Genomic DNA, 17,835 nt, shown 5'->3' with positions numbered 1-17,835 from the left:
TTAGAATGGGAACTTATGTTCGTTTTTAAGGCATGCAAAAGATACTAATAATAAAAAGGATATACTTCTTCAGGAATATGGTTCCGTTGTAAGAACTGCTGTACGCATTCGTTCGGATCTAGGGAATCAGATGCAGTTAATAGATGAACGGCAAATCGATTGGCTTGTCGTTCATATTTCCCTGCATGAAAGAAAGACTGCTCATCGATGAAGAATCGATTAATCCCTTTGTGTAGGCGATCATGACCTAATTCATGTGCACAGATAAAACGTTGCCATTCGGGTGATAGCTGATTATGTAAGATGATGAATCTGCGACGCAGGGTTCTATGATAAATACCCCGCGTATGATTGCCTAGATCAGCATAACGAATGGAAATATTCATGTTATGAGCAATAGCGAAAGGGTCATTGGTTTTGTGTTTACGAATAAGTTTGTTAACAAGTTCATCCATAGCATTCACCCTATCGTTAGTCTTTATTATTTTGTCGTTGTTCCTGACCTATTCTCCGTGCTTCTTTGTTCATATGTTTGGCCTCCCAGAACAATCCCGTGAGCACATCTTTAATTTTGCGTTTGTCTTCCTCATTCAATGGTATTCCATCAAACATCAATTCTCCATCATCTTCAAGAATTTTTTTGAAGTCTCTTTTATCCTTAGAGGTTGCCCATTCAGGTATTGTAGTTTTGTCATCTGGTTGTTCTTCAATTAATAGAGAGAGGTTAATATGAAGAGCGTTCGCTATTGATTTTAGAGTTTCTACACTTGGGTTGTAACGATTTCGTTCGATATCTGCTAGATAGGAGCGGGACAAGTTCGCTTGTTCTGCTAATTCAGCTTGTGTAAGTTTGTTTGATTTGCGTTGTTCTTTGATTCGATCCCCGATATTCACCTTGTCCACTCCCTCATCCTTTGTCGGCAACACCGACATGTGTATATTATTATAACTCCATAAAGACGGTCATACAATACTTTATATTGACGTAAATACACGTAATAATGAGATTTTAGACGTGAATTAACGACAAATAGGACGTTTTCAATTCATAATGGGCAAATTTAACGGAATATGAACTTTTACAAAATGTCGTGATTACCTTACATTATTTACATGAGGTAAGTATTGGAATTTACTATTATTTTATTGAAGTAGAGCATTTATACCATATGGATTGAGGGGGTTACATCATGAACGTTGTATTATCCGCAGTCACTAAACATGATAAACAAGCTACTAAAGCTCTTTTGAGAGATTATCCTAAGATGTGCCAGATGGTTATGGGTTTATCACATAAACAGGATTTAACAATACAAGAACAACAGGTAAATACATCATATAAGCACTTGGTCGACCACGTACTTCTAGCACACTCTCTTATATTAGATGATGAAGTGAAACGTATCATTGAGCATCGGTATTTCAAGTCACGAAGTTATGTTCTTACATCTATACAATTTCGGAGCATCATGAGTGAGAGAACTGTAGACCGTAGGATTGAGAAGGGTGTTAGTATGATCACCGAAAGCTTGAAGCTCTGGGGAGTGATTTGACAACAATGACGGTAAAGTGGCGGCAACGTGACAGTCTTCTGGCGGGGGATGCGCGATATAGTTGGTTCATAGAGAGGAACACACTCTTGGGTGTATCTGCTACCCCTTATCGTTGCGGAAACTCGGCTGTGCTGTGGGTCAGTTCATTGACCTTAGACGTGAATCGTCAAGGGTGCGGTGCGGGGGAACGGAGGTAAGACCACTCTATGATTTGACAAGGTAATGTTTCTAAGAGAGGAGGTTCCTATGCTTGCATTGGAGAACATTCGTACCCTAATTATCGCGGGGTTATCTGCACATGTTGGTCAGGAAGTTGTTGTAACGAATGGAACGGGTGACAAGCCAGAAGGCGCATGGATCACCTGTGATTTCTCAGATGTGTTCCATAGTAGTCGGGGATTTCCAGTTGTCATGCAATTGGGAGACAAGCTTGTGAAGAGCGAAACGGTACATTTCACAATGACTTATCTTTCTTTCGATGATGACAATGTCGTCCGATTACAGAATGCATGGACAGCTCGTGATTGGTTTAAGTCAAAGGGACATGCAGAACTGAAAGAAAAGATTAATGTGGTAGTAGCAAAGGTAGAATCAGTCACAAATCGAGATATTCAGAACGGTACGGTATGGGAGCGTCGCCAAGGATTTGACGTAGAGTTCCGAACCCTAGATATCTTGGAGTCAGATTTAGAATGGATTGAACAAACAAAAATTCAGAGGAGTTGAGGACTGTGTCAGTAAGAAATGATGTAACGGTATCGATCGATATTCAGCGTCCGACACCTAAGCTTGGTTTTGGTAAACCAATGATTATTGGTGCAAGCGTAAGTGGGTTGGAGTATACAACGTATGCAGATTTAGAAGCGGTTAAGAAAGATTTTGCTGAGAATACAGAAGTGTACAAGGCGGCCTATGCCCTCTTGAATCAAGGAGATAATTCACCTGCTGAGATTGCTATTATGCTTCATAAGACAATAGGAGAAACATTAGGCGACTTGGTAGGTAAGATATTTACGAAGGATTGGTACTTCCTTCTGTCTACATCTACAGAAATTGCTGATATTACAACTATTGCCGAAGCAGTAGAACAGAATGGGACAAGATTGTTTATTGCTCATAGTAGTGATAAAGCGAACCTTGCTACTTTTAAGGCTAAGAAACTCACACGTACTGCCCTGTTCTATCATGAAGATGTATCTCATTATCCTGAGGCTGCATGGGTAGGTAGAGCAGCATCAACAGCACCAGGGAGCTTGACGTGGAAGAATCTGACGCTACGAGGTATTGCACCTGTAGATATGGATACCACGGAATTGCTGAGTATTCACGATCTTGGTGCAAATACCTATGTCACCAAAGCTGGCGATGACGTTACAAGTGAAGGTAAGACCGTTAGTGGAGAATATATTGATATTATTCATTCCCAAGACTATATCACACAGAGCATCGAACTTGCTGTACAGAAACTGTTCAACAGACAAGATAAGGTGCGCTATGACAACACAGGGATTTCCCAGATTGAGGGCGAAGTGAAGACGGTGCTCAAGCGTGCAGATATGAATGGGATGATCGCTCGAGATGAAGACGGGTTACCTCTATATAGCACAACCTTTAAACCGCGCTCTCAAGTTGATCCAGCGGATCGCGAGAAGCGGGAATACAATGACGGTTCATTCTCATTCGAATTGGCAGGAGCTATTCACAAAACTAAAATAAGCGGCGTAATTAAGCTGTAAGGAGAGATAACTATGGCAACGACTTATGATCCGATGGACCTGACGGTGACCGTTGGTGGGATATATATTACTGGATTCTCAGAAGATATGGTGGAATTTGAGAAGGACGAAGATGCGCAGACGGCTAAGGTAGGGTCACAGGGGGATGTTGTGATGACGAAAGTGAATAACCCATTAGGGACACTCACATTGACGTTATTTCCGACAAGTCCGCAAGTAGCATATTTGGACAAGCTAGCACGGACGGGTACTCTTGTGCCTATCTCCATTATTTTCAACGGTGAACCTAAAGAAACCATCACCGTTACGCAAGCATTTGTTAAAAAGCCGGCAACACGTACTTACGGTAATGAAGCAGAAGACCGTCAGTATGAAATTCAATGTCTTGACCATGTGGTCGAGTAAACTAAAGGAGACGATCATTCATGTTTAAACAGAAGAATTATACATCCAAAGCATTAGAGAAGGAATATACGTTCCAGCATCCGGGCGTACGTACCGTATCCAAAATTAAAGATGCTGCAATGAACAAGCACGGTGTTGTTCTTGAGGAACGTCTAGCCGAAGAAGTATTGAAGCATGTTGTTGTAAATCCCAAGTTGAAAATTGATGATTTCTCAGATTATAAGGAATATACGGAAGTCATTAATGCGGCTTACGCATTCATCTCGGGGCAAGACGAAGAAGGTGACTCAGATGACCATCAGCAAGGCGGAAGCTCGCAGGAAAGCTAAAGAAAACTGGTTCATGTGGCGGCTAATGTTATCTGACATGAAGATTTCGTACAGTGATCTGGATAAGATGGATAATGACGATCTCGCAGAAGCCAATGCAGCCTTGGATATCTATATGGAGCATCAAAAAAAGGAAATGAATAAGAAATGAGTACCCAAATTGGGTGCTCTTTCTTTCATGTGAGGTGGTTTATTTGAGTGAAGGAGCCTACAAATCGTTAACAGATTTAGTTAAACAGATGAACATAGCTGCCAAAGGTGCTAAAAGTACTATATCTACGGGAAAGAATTTGATAAGCGCAGCGGGTCAATACGCTGATGCTATGGGGATGATCCAACAAGCTACGGGATCTACTAATGCACAGATGAAGGCCACCGAGGTTGTTGCTAATAATTTGTACAAAGATAATTTCGGGAAGTCGTGGGGAGATTTGTCTGGTGCTATATCAACAACGATGCAGATTACCAAGCAGACAGGGGATGATCTTCAGAATACGACTAAGAATGCGTTGTTATTGAGGGATGCATTCGGCTTTGAAGTTAAAGAATCTGTGAAGAGTGCAGATACAATGATGCAAACCTTTGGCATTACTTCTGAACAATCTATGGCGCTATTAGCACAAGGTGCTCAAAGTGGGTTGAATCAATCAGGAAAGCTTGTAGAAGTGGCTAATCAATACTCCAAACCCTTTCAACAGTTAGGATTTACGGCCAATGATATGTTTAATACATTAGCAGCTGGATCGAAAGGTGGTGCTCTTAGTCTAGATACCGTAGGTGCTGCGATTGAACAATTTAGCACGTTTTCTACGAATGGATCAGTTGGAACGAAAAAAGCATTCCAAGCTCTTGATTTGAATGCAGATCAAATGATTAGTACCTTTACTGCTGGCGGTCCTAAGGCAAAAGAAGCGTTCACAGGAATTATGCAGATGCTCTCTCAAATTGAAGATCCCGTCAAACGTAATTCCATAGGTGTTGCTTTAATGGGCGATAAATTTAAAACATTAGATGCACCTATTATTGCTGCAATGGGGACAGCTAGAAGTCAGTTTAATATGACGAAGGATACAATGGCACAGATGAATCAAGTGAAAATGAATTCACCAGGACAAGAACTCGCCATAATGGGAAGATTGATCCAGTCAGGTCTTCTCATTCCTCTTGGTCAGGGTCTTGTACCATTACTAAATTTAGTAAATACTGTTTTGGGGTTCTTTATTGAAAATTTTGATGTTTTGGGTCCAGTAATTGCTGGAGTTGCAGGAGTAATTGCAGCCATATTGATGCCATTGATAACAGTATGGATTGCTGCGCAATGGGCATCAGCATCTGCCGGATTGGCGATGATCGCACCATTTCTCCCTATGATCGCGCTTGTAGTTGCAGTAGGAGTTGCTGTGGCAGGTGTAATGCTAATTTTTAAAAATTGGGGAACGATCGGACCAAAATTAGTTGAAATATTCTATAGTTGTGTAAATGAAATAAGTGGTTTTTTCTTGGGGTTGTGGACAAAAATACCAGCGGATGCCAGGGAGACGATCTCTACTATTATTAATGACTGTATTCGATTAGTAAATAATATGATTGATCGAATAAGTGTTGGTATTAGTGGTATCTCGAAAATTCTTGGGTTTGGGGAAATCAAAATAAAACATATCCCTGAAATACCAATGATTTCAACTAAGGTCACTACTTCAAGTACCAGCAGTGTTGCTGGCGGTGGTCGCCCCCTTGTTAATCAGAGTCTAGCGGTAGGATTAGATTATGTCCCTTTCGATGGATTTATCGCTGAACTCCACAAGGGTGAACGAGTCATGACGGCTGCGGAGAACAAAGCTTATTCATCCGCAGATCCAGCAAGAAGCTATCCAGCTAGAATAGCTTCAAGTAATGGTGGAGTCGCTATTCATGTAACCGTCCCTGTGACTGTAGAAGGTGGCTCAGGCGCGTTACCGAATGCACAGAATATGGGTGCTGTTGTTGCCCAAGAAGTTCAAAAAATATTAGAAAGCGTACTACGTCGTAACGGATTGGGGGCGATGAGTTAATGGCGTTACTCAACGGTCATTACATTCTAGTAGAAGATGAGAGCCCGAGTTATGAAGTAGAAATCACGGATCAACCCGTGGATAGGGATATCGATCTTAGCGATCATGTTCAGCGTAAAGCTAGGACCCTTTCGATTAGCGGCGTTATTGTTGGTGATCATGCAGTTAGCATAAGGGCGATGATTGTGAAAGCTCAGGATCAAGGAGAGATCGTTCAATTTTCGGGACGAACTACGTTTAGAGGATTAATCTCAGGGTTCTCTCCTAAGCATGATCATACGATAATGGATGGTTTCGCGTTTACGTTGAGCATGAAGGAAGTTCGGATTGCCGGTTCGTCTTATGTTAAGGTTCCTCTTCCAGCACCGATCAAAGCACAAGTCGCCAAGGCTGCGAACGCTGGAGTGAAGCAACCTCTTAGTAAAAAGAATAGTGCGGCAAAGCCGATTAATAGTAACTCCAATACGGTGAAGACGACTCCTAAGAAGACAATAACGTCAAAGGCGCCGAAATCCACACATAAGAGAGGAACTCCGTGGGAAATGCCGATGTAGAGGAGGGTGAGGTAGTATGAATTATATTGATATTGAAAAGAATCTTATTCCGTATCGATTTGATGTTTCACTTGCGGAAGAGCTATTTACCTTCGAAGTGAATTATAACGAGGATTATGATTTCTTTACAGTCGATTTAGAACGAGATGGGGAAATATTAGTTGTAGGAGAGAAGTTGATCTATGCGATGCCCCTCTTTTATGACGTCATGGATCATCGGTTCCCTAAGATCTCGATCATCCCATACGATGAATCTGAGAACAGTATAGATGTGATCTGGGAAACACTCTCTGAGAGTGTTTTTTTATATGTCATTGATAATGGGGAGGATACGGATGGTTAACTTTGGGCGAGTAGCAGAAATGATTGTCGCCAATCGTAAATTCAGCATGGATGATTTTGCAATGGAAGCTACTATTCCTTTTGATAATGATATTTTGCCCAATGAGAGTGAGATTAAGATTTGGAACTTATCCGATAAGACGTTAAACAACATCAAGAGTGATGCCCTCTTGCAAATGAATGGTGGTTATCGTGGAGATGTGGGACTCATGCTTCAGGGCTATATTTCAAAGGTGGAGACACAATGGGATGGTGTTGATAAAGTGACATCGATCTTTGTGTTAGACAGTGAGGCCAAGAATTACGCTAAGAAAGAAGTGAAAGAGACCTCATTTGCCAAGAATACATCCGCTAGCTACATCATCAAGCAAATGGCTGCATTGATTAAGCTACCTATAGCTCAAATGGACCTGAATGTGGACTATCAGTATAAAGAGGGTTACACAGCCAAAGGAGTTGTCATTGAGATCCTTGCAAAGGTAGCGAAAGATTGTGGTACATCGACCTTTATTAACAAAGGAAAACTCTACGTGCGAAGTTTACGTCGTGCAGGGGACAAGGTGTTTCGATTATCCAAAGGGACGGGCCTCATTGGGAAGCCAGAACGATTTGAAGAGGGTGGATTCAAAGGATATCATCTCACATCACAATTACAGCATCGAATTACAACTGCGTCTGTTGTTGATCTGGTAACTCAACAATTTGAAGGTCGCTTATATGTTCGGAGTGGTAAGCACCATATGAGTCGCACAGGGGATTTCACTACGGAAATGGAGGCTATCATGTGAAAAATGATCCTGCTTCAACATTGTCCCAAGTAATAGCTCAGATGATGGTTCACCAATTAAATGCCGTTCATGTGGGCTTCCCATGTCGCGTCATTTCATTTGATGAAGCCACATGTAAGGCTGATGTGCAGCCACTCGTCCGAACGTCAGAAGGTGATCCTGCGATGATTCAGGGCGTACCGGCGCTTGGACATCGATTCAAAGTGAATGAGGTAGAACAGGTGTATAGGCCGTCTTTTAAATCTGGGGATACGGTATATGTTGTGTGTGCTGATCGGGAGATTAAGAATGCTCTAAATGGGCAGGTGGCAACCGCAGATACGGAAAGAAGACATGATGTGAATGATGCAGTTATTGTGGGGGTGTTTGCATGCAGTCTCTAAAGTTGAGTGAGACCGGAGATATTCTAATGAGTGCCTCGGGTAATTTAGTGATGGTGGAAGGGACAGAGGAAATCGCTCAATGTTGTCACATTGGAATTGGCACGAATAAGGGCGAATGGTTTCTGAACCCGGACATGGGGATTACATTCTCTACATTTCTGGGGAAACAGATCAATGAGGAAGAGATGCGTGAAGAATTGACACAAGGACTGATGCAAGAAGAACGAATTCAGTCTGTAGATGTTATCAACTTCACAATCGACAAGAATTCCCGAACACTACTGGTAACATTTGATGCTACCAGTACAGAGGGAGAACGGATACAAGCGAAAGAGGTGAGTATTGGTGCTGGATAGAACAGGATTTAAGCGCAGACGGTTTGAGGATCTTTTTGCAGAAATGAATGATAAGGCGAAAGAGACGTTTGGGGATAAAGTGAATACTTCCGAAAGATCACCGTTAGGCATTATTCTACGTATCTTTGCATGGTTTCTCTCAAAGTTATGGGTGACGGCAGAGGATGTATACAACAGTAGTTATATCAATAGTGCAGAAGGCAGTAGCTTGGATCGATTAGGGCCTCATGTGGGGATCACTCGGGTATTGGATCAATATGCTAGAGGTTCTGTTCAATTGACAGGAACGGTGGGTCACACGTTAGCGCAAGGATTTCGTATCGCAACAGAGGCGAAAGTCTACTTCGATACAACGGAAGAAATAACGTTTGGTAGTCATGGTACAGCAACAGTTCCTATTGAAGCTGTAGAACCAGGTCAGGGAGGTAACGTCTCTGTGGGTTCGATTATCGTCATTGTAAATCCAGCCCCAAATGTTACGGGAGTAACTAATCCACTACCTACCACAGGTGGACGAGAGAAAATGACAGACTCCGAATTCCGAGATTTGTTTACTCAGTCGGTAGCGGGTGGCGGTGCGGCTTCTGTAGATGCCTTAATTGGAGCCTTGCTTAGAATTAATACCGTTAGAGCTGCTACAGTTATTCAGAATTTCACTAATCAATTGGACGCAGCGGGGCGTCCTCCTCATACCTACCAATGTTATGTGCTTGGTGGAAATGATGAGGAGATTGCCCAAGTTATATTTTCAACTGGAGCCGGTGGCATTGAGTCTTACGGTGATGTTGTGAAGACGGTCTTAGATATTGGTGGTTATGGTCATGAGGTGAAATTCAGTCGGGCGCAAGAAGTACTCTTACAAGTTGATGTCACACTTAAGACCAATGAGCAGTACCCCGCAGATGGGGATGAGCGAATTCGTTCAGCCATTGTTCGTTACATTGGTGGAGAAGATGGTGGCAGCTACTACAACGGATTGTCGATGGGCGCACCTGCGGTATACAACAAGTTGGTTAGTGCAGTAGATCAGATTGAAGGGATAGAGGATTTCACGTTAAAAGTGGGCAAAAATGATGTCTTAGAAGAGGCTAACGTTACTTTAGAACGGTATCAAGTCGCACAGATTAATGCCAAGGACATTGTGGTGAATCGTCATGTTTAGCGTGAAAGATATGATGTCGCGGTTCGCAGACGTATTCAACAAGAATCCGAACAGTAATATCGGTAAGTTAATCGGTATTCTGTATGGTCAGATGGATGAATTAAATACTTCGCTTGAGAAGGTTCGAGAGTGGCGGGACATTGATAAGGCACAAGGTTCTACATTGGATCGTATCGGGCAGAATGTCATTCAGCCACGTGGCGCTGCGACAGATGAAGTGTATAGGGTGCTGTTAAAGTCTAAGATCGCTAGAAATCTATCGAAAACAGACATTAACACGATTATACGAGTACTGTCCTTGGCTTTGGATTGTGATTATAAAGACATTCAGATTCAAGAGAAGTTCAGTGATCCGCATGATCCAGAGCCCGCAGGGATTACATTGACAAGGGTACCGATCAAAAGACTGAATGAAGTCGGAATGTCTCCTATGCAGTTCGGACAGATCATCCAAAAGACAGTAGCAGCCGGAGTTAGAGTCGCTCAGATTGAACTAGCAGGGACTTTCCGATTATCATCCATTTATGATGGATTACAACATGATATTTTCGGATTATCTGACCCAGACATGAACCTAGGTGGAACGCTCGGAGAAGTATATGTACCAGGTAATGATTATGGATTACCGATATAGGAGGGATTATCGTGGGTTTTATTAAACAAGCACCGAAATGGGGAGCAACAGGAATTGAGCCTCCCGAATCCAAAAGAAATATAGGTTGGGAAGTAGAAGACCGCCCGCCAGCAGCATGGTTGAACTGGTTCATGAACTTAACCGCTGAATCACTTCAGGAGTTGCAGAGCAAGGCGGCGGAGAAAACATATGTGGAGGAAAGAATAGCAGAAGCCATTGCAGGGGTGGATGTAGATATTCCTGATGCATCGTTAATGGTGAAAGGGATCACACGGCTGAGTAGTGCGGTAGATAGTACGTCAGAGACGGAGGCTGCTACGCCGAAGGCGGTGAAGAGTTTAAGTGATACTGTTGCTGCGCATAAGGCGGATTATGTGAACCATCCGGCGGTAGTCGATACAACTAACGTAGGCAACGCCTATTCCGTTACATTGCCTTCACTGACCGCATATAAGCATGGCATGGGTATCGTAGCTACTATAAATGCAGATTCAACAGGAGCCGCGACAATTAATGCGAACGCGTTAGGGGCTATACCTTTGACCGCAAACGGCAGAGCATTATCTAACCTTAAAAAAGACGGAGTGTATACATTTCGATACAGCGCATCTAAAGCGGCTTTTATCTTACAGGGTGAAGGAGTTGATACCGCGCCTCTCATTGCGGCGATAAATGGAATTTTAGGATCATAGGAAAGGAGTGGTTTAAATGCCTAGTATAGTAGATTCAACGGTTGTTGCAAGTGCGTATGATACGAGTGGTAATGGGGGTAAGAAGTTAGTTAGGTTGAGCAATGGTTGGCTAATTGCCATTGTAAAAGATTTGACAGAAATAGGATATAAGTTATACAAAAGTATAAATAATGGCGCTACTTTTTCATTACTATATACACATGCTTTATCAGGAAGTATTCAAGATGTAGCCATTGTCCCCAATGGAACCAATGTTTACATTATATGTGCATGGTTAAACAATGCTGTTCAATGCTATGGGTATAATTGCTTAATTGCTAACGGTATTTCTGGAGCTATTTTCAATGTAGACATTGGTCAAACAGCATTGGGCAACGTATCCTTAGCCACAAATGAAGCAGGAACAGAACTACATGCCACATGGTCAAGCAAAAATACAACATATCCAACCTTTAATCTTAGATATGCAAAAGGGGCTATTAATGCTAGTACAGGGGCGGTGACATGGGGTGCGGTGGATCAAATTACAAACTATGTTGATAGTTATCTGACTGTAATCCAGCCAAGTATTGTTGTTAGTAGTAATAATAATCCAACTATCGTTGCGACTTGGATTAACTCAAATTCGACATTTTTAGTAGTTGCTTACACTCGCAATAGTGGAGTTTGGCAAACTGGTTATACAAGAATATATAATCAAACAGGTGGGGCAACAGGATATGCCCAATCGAGTCCATCTGCTGTGTTCGTACCTAAATCAGTTAATGGATTAACCAATGGGCGTATATGGGTAGCGTGGCATGGTAAGGATGCGACAGTCTCCGCAGATAATATACGTGTTTCTTATTCTGATGATAATGGAACCTCTTGGTCTACTCCTCAGATAGTGACCGACAGTGTAGCGAATAATAATTCTAGTTTTTATTTTCCATCTATAAGTGCGAACAAAAGAAATGAAATATTTATAACGTATACTGGTAGTTTTTATGGTGTGTGCCATGTTAAAAACATAGGTGGGGTATGGGCAAAACAATATCATTTTGTGGCTGGATATAATTTTTATCCTTCTGCTTTAGATGATGTCACGATCGATTTTTCAATGCCTTTATTAATTTATAAGGGTGATACAAAAGTTGGATTCTATGGAACGTGGGGAGTGGTAACTAACTCAGTTGCACAGGGATCAATCGGTGCTAAGTCAAGCAAAGACAGCCTACTGGTATACACAATCACAACGGACAACACTATGTCCACCATCACCGAGAAAGTAAATGGTGTTACCGTAGGCACGAAGACCGCAATAAGTGGTCAAGCGCTCACAGTGGGGCTTACACAAGTGCAGTGGGATGCTGTGAAGTTTGGCAAGTATGCCACAACCGCCGCGAGTAATATATTAACCATATCTATGGGTACTGATGCTTGGACATACACATTCGATAAGCGACTCCCTACAGGTGCGGACATTGAACAAGTTACAAAGGCGTTACAGGATACACAAGGGGTTTTCCTTCCTGCTGTTAAATCTAAACTCAATGATTTAGTTTATGGTGGTGGTGACTCTCTTGATGGACTAATCGATAAACTAGAATCTAACTTATCAAGTCTAACCCCGTCAAACCTACGCGAAAACATAACAGTTAACGGTGTAGTTGGCACACTAAAGCAAGGTAAGGCGAAATATGTAGGTACTCATGTAGGTACGGGGGCCGTAATTGCTATAAATTTTGGTTTTACGTGGAGATCCATTATAGTATCCAACACATACGGGAGTAGTTGGTCGTTATTTAGAAACCCTATTACTAATGCTGTAGAGCAACTCACCTCACCAACCAATGCACCAACACCGAGCAACGTCGGCACAACCTCACTTGATTTAAAGTTTTGGAGTTCAGGGGGAACTTATACCGTTATGGCATATGAAGATTAGGAGGGGGAGAGTATGAAGAAGATAGGAAGCAGGATTTACTATGATGTTGTTAGTGGCGAGGTTCTAGTAAACACAGGGGATAGAATTGTTTTTGATGATTATGTTACTCCATCTATTGAAAGTGATTTTTCTTCATTTTCAAAGCTGTCAGAAAGAAACCCTGAATCTGTAGGTGTTTTAGAACTTCTTTATGTTGCTTATAAAGAGGAATTCAAATTACAAAACGGGTACCGTGTGAGCGTATCGACAAAAACATTAGAGTTTAGCTATCCCGATCTAAGCGAGCCAGAAGCGCCGCCAGTATTCGGAAAGCCGTTAACGGAGCAAATCGCGAATTTAGAATTGCAGAATACCGAGTTAATGTTGGCGGTAGCTGAGTTAGCAAGCGTAAGCGAAACAGACAAGATGGAGACACAGCTTGCAATTGCGGAATTAGCGTCAATCATAACTGGAGGTGTGGCTTAATGGCGAAGATATATTACAACCTAATTAAAGCAGGTCGATGGGAAATAGATAACGTTCCTTCAACATGGAAGAGTAGTACACAAGCTTTATTGGATGCCGACATTACGGAGTAGGACGAAACTGTGCAACTAGGCACCACCACATCGCCACTAAGGCGTATTTTTTTCGCCCCCGAATCCTCGGGGGCTATTTTTTCATATCAAAATAGGAGGAGATGGGACATGGATAGACTAGATTTGCTTTTAAAGTGGGGCATCGCTCTTTTAGGATCAGCGGCCACTTACTTGGTAGGTGAATGGTCTGAATTGATCTCATTGTTTCTACTTGCGATGGGGATCGATTATTTAACGGGAATAGCTGCTTCATTAAAGTTAGGTAACGGCCTTAGTAGCAACGTTGGATTTTGGGGATTAGCTAAAAAAGGGCTTATGATCCTTGTCGTGATTCTGGCACACCGATTAGACGAGTTATTTGGGACCAATGTTATTATGGTGGGTTCAATTTATTTCTATTTAACGAATGAACTGATTTCAGTGACTGAGAACTATGGAAGGATGGGACTGCCCTTACCGAATAAGATTAAAGACATCATATCCATTCTCAAACAAAAGGGGGGTGATCAATCATGAATCCATTTGAATCTTACAGGCTAACTAGTCCATTTGGTATGCGTATGCATCCGGTATATCAAACACCTAAGTTCCACAGAGGTGAAGACCTTGTAACGACACCTTCGAATGGTCCGATCAATGCATTCATATCTGGTGAAGTCATTCATGCGAAAGAGGGTATCAAGGGTTCGGGATTCGGAGGCTACGGTATCGTAGTCGCCATCAAGGATAACAAAGGTTACCTTCATTGTTATGCTCATTTGTCTGCTGCTTTGGTAAAGGTAGGGGATATGGTGAAAAGAGGACAAAAGGTGGGTTTTCAAGGTAGTACAGGAGTGTCAACAGGTGCACACCTTCATTACGAGATTCGTAAAGCTTGCGCCCCCTCATATGGATATACGGAGACGGAAAGCGGTGTGGTTGAGCCTACGAAATACTTGCAAGACTTCTATTCCAACGAGGAGCTAGCAAACCTAGATAAGAAAGACGCCAACGCCATCATTGATAAGTACCTTAAGCCAGCTTGGGGGAATGCCAAGACACCAGCAGATAAACAGGAGATTGGTAGATTGGCTGATGAATTACGGTTGGCTTCAGGACAAATGAAACAGAATGGATAAGCAAAGCAAATTCACAAGACTTGCGAATCTGAACAACAGTCCTGCTGACTTCGGTCGGTGGGGCTTATTTGTGTATACTTCCATCCTTCGAACTTCCACCCCACTCAATTTGTCCTAGCATGGACTATTATCATATTTACAACATATTTATTCTCAAGGGGATCTGACCCCCAAGCAAGTTATGAAGTCCTCCAAGGTATAGTGAATTACTTCATTCTCTTGATTTGTGAAAAGGAGCAGTGATAACTGATGGTGAATCAGAATCTAAATGATGTCTTGTCTTTTGCTACGCTGTTATCCGTATTTGTCATGGCGGTTGTTCAATTGGTCAAAATCACGATAAATCTACCTAAGAATATTATTCCTTTAGTTGGAGTGCTCATTGGACTACTTTTGGGATTATCATTTTACCCGTTCACCGATCTGCAGACAGTAGAGAGATTATGGGGCGGAGGGCTGGCAGGATTATCAGCTACAGGATTGTTTGAGTTAGCGTTTAATAAACGATCTGGTAACTCAATAGTGAATCCAGATAATAGAGATGGCAAAGACAATAAGAATAATGATAAGAAGTAATCGATTTATAACAAAGTAAATAAGCAATGATCTTCTGTATTCAGTGCCCCTGCTTTTGGCAAGGGGTCTTTTTTTTCGTTTACAGCATCTTACATAACTACGAGTTCCATTCCTGAATCCTTTCTGGTATACTGTAACCAGTAATTAACAAATACGAATGACGAGGTAACCACGACGCCCATGAAGTAAACCATCTATTTCTCAATAAACTGCATGTAAGTGAAACAGGCAGTCTCTACGGTGTGTAGGGGTGAGGATAGGTGTGTCCAAATTAGGGTGTATCGTTGTAAATGGGCTAAGTGGCCTCTTTGACGGTTTCTCTCTGTTTACGTCATCTTATCGATAACCTTTCACCGTAGGCCTATGCCTGCGGTTTTTTTGTACATTTAGAAAGGGTGATGATGGATGATGAATATCGTACGTGGTAGAAATTTGGCTAAAGAATGGCAAGGGAATGTCTGCTTTGAACAAGTGGATATTGACATTTATGAGGGTGAACGACTAGCACTATTTGGGAGTAACGGCGTTGGCAAGACAACGCTTCTTGAAATATTAGCAGGTGAGGAAGAACCCACCGAAGGGATAATTGAACGTGGACTCCCTCGATCACAATGGGGCTTTATGAAACAAACTTCGGCAGGTTTATTGGGAATAACTACACTGGAAGCAGCGCAGGTTGATAGCACCGAGTTATATCAGATCAAGTGGCATATGAAGCGATTGGAAGAGGAGCTTGGTCACCGTATAAATATACTGGATCCGAATGAATCTTTGTTAGAAGAGTATGGTGATTGGTTGGAGCGCTATGAACGGATGGACGGATTCAAATGGGAAGTAGATGTGGAGAAGATGCTAAATATACTTCACATTGGTGCTGAACTATGGGGAATTCCATTCTCTCAATTAAGCGGTGGGCAGAAAACAAGAGTGCGTCTTGCATCCTTACTTGTTCATCGTCCTAAATTTCTAGTACTGGATGAACCGACGAATCATTTAGATGAGTCCAGTATATTGTGGTTAGAGAATTGGTTGAACGATTATGAGGGGACCGTATTATTTGTTTCTCATGATAGAACATTCCTAGACCACGTAGCTACAGGTGTGTGCGAGCTGACGAATCAAGGGCTGAAGAAATATAACGGCGGTTATCTTGATTATCGTCGCGAGAAGGACAGAGAGATTCGTGAACAAGAGGCGTTGTATAAGCAACAACAGCTGGCTAGGAAAGCGCTAGAGGAATCTATACGTAGATACCAGGAATGGTTCAATAAAGCAGATCAAGCAGCTTCCAAGCAAGAAATGCCAAGTGCCACAAGCTTCTACAAATCGAAGGCCAAGAAGAATATCTCCCGTTATCATGCGAAGCAAAAGGAAATGGACAGATTGGATGCACAGAGTGTACAGAAGCCGCGTAATGCTCCCGGTGTGAAAATGCAGTTGGAGACAGAGGGTTTTGGAGCACGCAACCTCGTGGAATTGAAGGAAATCACATTTGGGTTTACAGAACAGAACCCTTTATTTGATAAGTTGGATCTTGTTATTTCACGAGGTGACCGCCTTGCGGTACGCGGACCGAATGGTATGGGGAAATCCACGTTGTTACAACTGATGATGAATAAGCTTAATCCTCAAGCAGGTGAGGTACGAATGCATCCAAGATTAAAGATTGGTTATTTCTCTCAAGAGCTGGAAGGACTGAACATGGAACAGACCCTGTTAGATAGCCTTCTTTCTTTGCCAGATATGACAGAGACCAATGCACGAACGATTCTTGGATGTTTTCTATTTCCCCGTGAGAATGTATTCAAAAGAATTGGGGATCTGAGCATGGGAGAAAGATGTAGAGCTGCTTTTCTACAGCTCTATTTCAGCGGAGCCAATCTTCTTGTTCTGGATGAACCGACCAATTATCTTGATATCGCTACTCGAGAAGTCATTGAAGATGCACTTCAGTCTTACTCAGGTGCATTTGTCATCGTCTCCCATGATCGAATGTTAGTACGTAAGTTGGCGAATCGCTTGCTGACCTTGTCAGAGGCTCAGAAACCTCAGCTGTTCGAAGGAACATTAGAGGAGGAAGAAGAGCATATCTTAAGGCGGGAAAGAGTGGGGGCAAGCGGCGATTCAACACAAGATAATCAAAGAATGGCGTTAGAATGGACACTTACACGATTGCTTAGTGATGAGGGGGGGACGGAAATGGAGGAAATAGAACGTCTCCAAGAAATTCGAATGCTTCAGAAGCAATTAAAGAGTCTTTAAATAAGTTAAGATAAATTACTCAGCTTAATGGTTGTTAATTCGTAGCAGTAATTTCAAATATAAGAAAGCTTAAGTTTCACATGATACGCTACTTCTTATATTTCGAAGAAACGAATAACGGTTCTTATGGGACGGCGTATCCGTCTTTTCTTGCCACTAGGCACAATTATGCTATAATTAGTGAATAGAGTGTTATGAATGAAATGCCATGATGGAGAAGAGTAAGCAGTGCCTCTTTACAGGGAGGAAACGTATGTTTGATTGAGAGCGTTTCTACAGAAATAGGCTGTTGAAGTTCCCTCCGGAGCAGTTCCTTGAACTTGTCGTATCCTGATGTAGTCAGGATGTATAGCGATGACAGTAGAGGGTACCGGTTCACGTCCGTTACA

At 42.2% G+C, this 17,835-nt stretch carries 25 protein-coding genes; 23 read left to right on the top strand and 2 right to left on the bottom strand.

Annotated features, from left to right (window positions below):
- Positions 1 to 44 precede the first annotated feature (44 nt).
- Positions 45 to 455 (bottom strand): ImmA/IrrE family metallo-endopeptidase, encoded by a 411-nt coding sequence (locus tag PBAT_RS01155; protein WP_068594461.1) that lies wholly within the window; start codon positions 453 to 455, stop codon positions 45 to 47.
- A 16-nt stretch (positions 456 to 471) separates the two neighbouring features.
- Positions 472 to 903, bottom strand: coding sequence for a helix-turn-helix domain-containing protein (locus tag PBAT_RS01150; protein ID WP_068646347.1), 432 nt, complete (start codon positions 901 to 903; stop codon positions 472 to 474).
- Positions 904 to 1,190: 287 nt separating this feature from the next.
- Between PBAT_RS01150 and PBAT_RS01145 the strand changes: the two genes are divergently transcribed.
- The 23 genes from PBAT_RS01145 to abc-f all read left to right on the top strand — a co-directional run bounded on the left by PBAT_RS01145 (position 1,191) and on the right by abc-f (position 17,446).
- A complete protein-coding gene (locus PBAT_RS01145) occupies positions 1,191 to 1,553 on the top strand; it encodes a hypothetical protein (RefSeq protein ID WP_068645913.1) in 363 nt (120 codons plus the stop codon).
- 5 nt (positions 1,554 to 1,558) lie between these two features.
- Positions 1,559 to 1,750 (top strand): hypothetical protein, encoded by a 192-nt coding sequence (locus PBAT_RS25080; RefSeq protein WP_149466389.1) that lies wholly within the window; start codon positions 1,559 to 1,561, stop codon positions 1,748 to 1,750.
- A gap of 49 nt (positions 1,751 to 1,799) precedes the next feature.
- Entirely contained in the window at positions 1,800 to 2,279 is a 480-nt protein-coding gene (locus tag PBAT_RS01140) for a phage neck terminator protein (protein WP_068645912.1), read from the top strand.
- A 5-nt stretch (positions 2,280 to 2,284) separates the two neighbouring features.
- On the top strand, positions 2,285 to 3,289 hold the full coding sequence (locus PBAT_RS01135; RefSeq protein WP_068645911.1) for a DUF3383 family protein: 1,005 nt from the start codon (positions 2,285 to 2,287) through the stop codon (positions 3,287 to 3,289).
- Between the two features lie 12 nt (positions 3,290 to 3,301).
- The gene (locus PBAT_RS01130) at positions 3,302 to 3,694 is read left to right on the top strand and encodes a phage structural protein (RefSeq protein WP_068645910.1); all 393 of its coding nucleotides are present in this window, start codon (positions 3,302 to 3,304) and stop codon (positions 3,692 to 3,694) included.
- Between the two features lie 20 nt (positions 3,695 to 3,714).
- Positions 3,715 to 4,023, top strand: coding sequence for a hypothetical protein (locus tag PBAT_RS01125; RefSeq protein ID WP_068645909.1), 309 nt, complete (start codon positions 3,715 to 3,717; stop codon positions 4,021 to 4,023).
- Positions 3,986 to 4,174, top strand: a complete 189-nt coding sequence (locus PBAT_RS25075) for a hypothetical protein (protein WP_139331556.1) — start codon at positions 3,986 to 3,988, stop codon at positions 4,172 to 4,174. Before PBAT_RS01125 ends, PBAT_RS25075 begins: the two co-directional genes overlap by 38 nt.
- 43 nt (positions 4,175 to 4,217) lie before the next feature.
- Positions 4,218 to 6,074, top strand: coding sequence for a phage tail tape measure protein (locus tag PBAT_RS01120; RefSeq protein ID WP_068645908.1), 1,857 nt, complete (start codon positions 4,218 to 4,220; stop codon positions 6,072 to 6,074).
- Complete coding sequence (locus PBAT_RS01115) at positions 6,074 to 6,628, top strand: phage baseplate protein (protein ID WP_068645907.1); 555 nt, start codon at positions 6,074 to 6,076, stop codon at positions 6,626 to 6,628. Before PBAT_RS01120 ends, PBAT_RS01115 begins: the two co-directional genes overlap by 1 nt.
- Positions 6,629 to 6,644: 16 nt before the next feature.
- Entirely contained in the window at positions 6,645 to 6,971 is a 327-nt protein-coding gene (locus tag PBAT_RS01110; RefSeq protein WP_068645906.1) for a phage baseplate plug family protein, read from the top strand.
- Positions 6,964 to 7,758, top strand: a complete 795-nt coding sequence (locus tag PBAT_RS01105) for a phage protein (RefSeq protein ID WP_068645905.1) — start codon at positions 6,964 to 6,966, stop codon at positions 7,756 to 7,758. The genes PBAT_RS01110 and PBAT_RS01105 overlap by 8 nt, the downstream gene beginning before the upstream one ends.
- The gene (locus PBAT_RS01100) at positions 7,755 to 8,141 is read left to right on the top strand and encodes a Gp138 family membrane-puncturing spike protein (protein WP_068645904.1); all 387 of its coding nucleotides are present in this window, start codon (positions 7,755 to 7,757) and stop codon (positions 8,139 to 8,141) included. The genes PBAT_RS01105 and PBAT_RS01100 overlap by 4 nt, the downstream gene beginning before the upstream one ends.
- Complete coding sequence (locus tag PBAT_RS01095) at positions 8,129 to 8,497, top strand: DUF2634 domain-containing protein (protein ID WP_068645903.1); 369 nt, start codon at positions 8,129 to 8,131, stop codon at positions 8,495 to 8,497. The genes PBAT_RS01100 and PBAT_RS01095 overlap by 13 nt, the downstream gene beginning before the upstream one ends.
- The gene (locus PBAT_RS01090; RefSeq protein WP_068645902.1) at positions 8,487 to 9,659 is read left to right on the top strand and encodes a baseplate J/gp47 family protein; all 1,173 of its coding nucleotides are present in this window, start codon (positions 8,487 to 8,489) and stop codon (positions 9,657 to 9,659) included. Before PBAT_RS01095 ends, PBAT_RS01090 begins: the two co-directional genes overlap by 11 nt.
- Positions 9,652 to 10,293, top strand: a complete 642-nt coding sequence (locus PBAT_RS01085) for a hypothetical protein (protein ID WP_068645901.1) — start codon at positions 9,652 to 9,654, stop codon at positions 10,291 to 10,293. The genes PBAT_RS01090 and PBAT_RS01085 overlap by 8 nt, the downstream gene beginning before the upstream one ends.
- A gap of 11 nt (positions 10,294 to 10,304) precedes the next feature.
- The gene (locus PBAT_RS01080) at positions 10,305 to 10,985 is read left to right on the top strand and encodes a tail fiber protein (protein WP_068645900.1); all 681 of its coding nucleotides are present in this window, start codon (positions 10,305 to 10,307) and stop codon (positions 10,983 to 10,985) included.
- A gap of 16 nt (positions 10,986 to 11,001) precedes the next feature.
- Positions 11,002 to 12,912 (top strand): sialidase family protein, encoded by a 1,911-nt coding sequence (locus tag PBAT_RS01075; RefSeq protein ID WP_068645899.1) that lies wholly within the window; start codon positions 11,002 to 11,004, stop codon positions 12,910 to 12,912.
- A 12-nt stretch (positions 12,913 to 12,924) separates the two neighbouring features.
- Complete coding sequence (locus PBAT_RS01070; RefSeq protein WP_068645898.1) at positions 12,925 to 13,377, top strand: hypothetical protein; 453 nt, start codon at positions 12,925 to 12,927, stop codon at positions 13,375 to 13,377.
- Positions 13,377 to 13,490, top strand: a complete 114-nt coding sequence (locus tag PBAT_RS26160) for a CD1375 family protein (protein WP_276326512.1) — start codon at positions 13,377 to 13,379, stop codon at positions 13,488 to 13,490. Before PBAT_RS01070 ends, PBAT_RS26160 begins: the two co-directional genes overlap by 1 nt.
- 108 nt (positions 13,491 to 13,598) lie before the next feature.
- Entirely contained in the window at positions 13,599 to 14,006 is a 408-nt protein-coding gene (locus PBAT_RS01065) for a phage holin family protein (protein WP_068645897.1), read from the top strand.
- Positions 14,003 to 14,608, top strand: coding sequence for a M23 family metallopeptidase (locus tag PBAT_RS26155; protein WP_068645896.1), 606 nt, complete (start codon positions 14,003 to 14,005; stop codon positions 14,606 to 14,608). Before PBAT_RS01065 ends, PBAT_RS26155 begins: the two co-directional genes overlap by 4 nt.
- A 249-nt stretch (positions 14,609 to 14,857) precedes the next feature.
- Positions 14,858 to 15,184: a holin gene (locus PBAT_RS01055; RefSeq protein ID WP_068645895.1), complete on the top strand. Its 327-nt coding sequence runs from the start codon at positions 14,858 to 14,860 to the stop codon at positions 15,182 to 15,184.
- A gap of 405 nt (positions 15,185 to 15,589) precedes the next feature.
- Complete coding sequence (gene abc-f, locus PBAT_RS01050) at positions 15,590 to 17,446, top strand: ribosomal protection-like ABC-F family protein (protein ID WP_068645894.1); 1,857 nt, start codon at positions 15,590 to 15,592, stop codon at positions 17,444 to 17,446.
- Positions 17,447 to 17,835 lie beyond the last annotated feature (389 nt).

The organism is Paenibacillus antarcticus (genome assembly GCF_001637225.1).
In the GTDB taxonomy this organism is placed as follows: domain Bacteria; phylum Bacillota; class Bacilli; order Paenibacillales; family Paenibacillaceae; genus Paenibacillus_AQ; species Paenibacillus_AQ antarcticus.
Note: the sequence above shows the minus strand (reverse complement) of the source record. Positions and strands in the feature narration are given on the sequence as shown.

Bases quoted from the DNA above. Each gene is read 5' to 3' on its own strand.
- PBAT_RS01140 (WP_068645912.1), top strand. From the start codon at position 1,800: ATGCTTGCATTGGAGAACATTCGTACCCTAATTATCGCGGGGTTATCT.
- PBAT_RS26155 (WP_068645896.1), top strand. From the start codon at position 14,003: ATGAATCCATTTGAATCTTACAGGCTAACTAGTCCATTTGGTATGCGT.
- PBAT_RS01125 (WP_068645909.1), top strand. From the start codon at position 3,715: ATGTTTAAACAGAAGAATTATACATCCAAAGCATTAGAGAAGGAATAT.
- PBAT_RS01110 (WP_068645906.1), top strand. From the start codon at position 6,645: ATGAATTATATTGATATTGAAAAGAATCTTATTCCGTATCGATTTGAT.
- PBAT_RS01065 (WP_068645897.1), top strand. From the start codon at position 13,599: ATGGATAGACTAGATTTGCTTTTAAAGTGGGGCATCGCTCTTTTAGGA.
- PBAT_RS01075 (WP_068645899.1), top strand. From the start codon at position 11,002: ATGCCTAGTATAGTAGATTCAACGGTTGTTGCAAGTGCGTATGATACG.
- PBAT_RS01155 (WP_068594461.1), bottom strand. From the start codon at position 455: ATGGATGAACTTGTTAACAAACTTATTCGTAAACACAAAACCAATGAC.
- PBAT_RS25080 (WP_149466389.1), top strand. From the start codon at position 1,559: ATGACGGTAAAGTGGCGGCAACGTGACAGTCTTCTGGCGGGGGATGCG.
- abc-f (WP_068645894.1), top strand. From the start codon at position 15,590: ATGATGAATATCGTACGTGGTAGAAATTTGGCTAAAGAATGGCAAGGG.
- PBAT_RS01130 (WP_068645910.1), top strand. From the start codon at position 3,302: ATGGCAACGACTTATGATCCGATGGACCTGACGGTGACCGTTGGTGGG.
- PBAT_RS26160 (WP_276326512.1), top strand. From the start codon at position 13,377: ATGGCGAAGATATATTACAACCTAATTAAAGCAGGTCGATGGGAAATA.
- PBAT_RS01105 (WP_068645905.1), top strand. From the start codon at position 6,964: ATGGTTAACTTTGGGCGAGTAGCAGAAATGATTGTCGCCAATCGTAAA.
- PBAT_RS01085 (WP_068645901.1), top strand. From the start codon at position 9,652: ATGTTTAGCGTGAAAGATATGATGTCGCGGTTCGCAGACGTATTCAAC.
- PBAT_RS01145 (WP_068645913.1), top strand. From the start codon at position 1,191: ATGAACGTTGTATTATCCGCAGTCACTAAACATGATAAACAAGCTACT.
- PBAT_RS01070 (WP_068645898.1), top strand. From the start codon at position 12,925: ATGAAGAAGATAGGAAGCAGGATTTACTATGATGTTGTTAGTGGCGAG.
- PBAT_RS01095 (WP_068645903.1), top strand. From the start codon at position 8,129: ATGCAGTCTCTAAAGTTGAGTGAGACCGGAGATATTCTAATGAGTGCC.
- PBAT_RS25075 (WP_139331556.1), top strand. From the start codon at position 3,986: ATGACCATCAGCAAGGCGGAAGCTCGCAGGAAAGCTAAAGAAAACTGG.
- PBAT_RS01115 (WP_068645907.1), top strand. From the start codon at position 6,074: ATGGCGTTACTCAACGGTCATTACATTCTAGTAGAAGATGAGAGCCCG.
- PBAT_RS01055 (WP_068645895.1), top strand. From the start codon at position 14,858: ATGGTGAATCAGAATCTAAATGATGTCTTGTCTTTTGCTACGCTGTTA.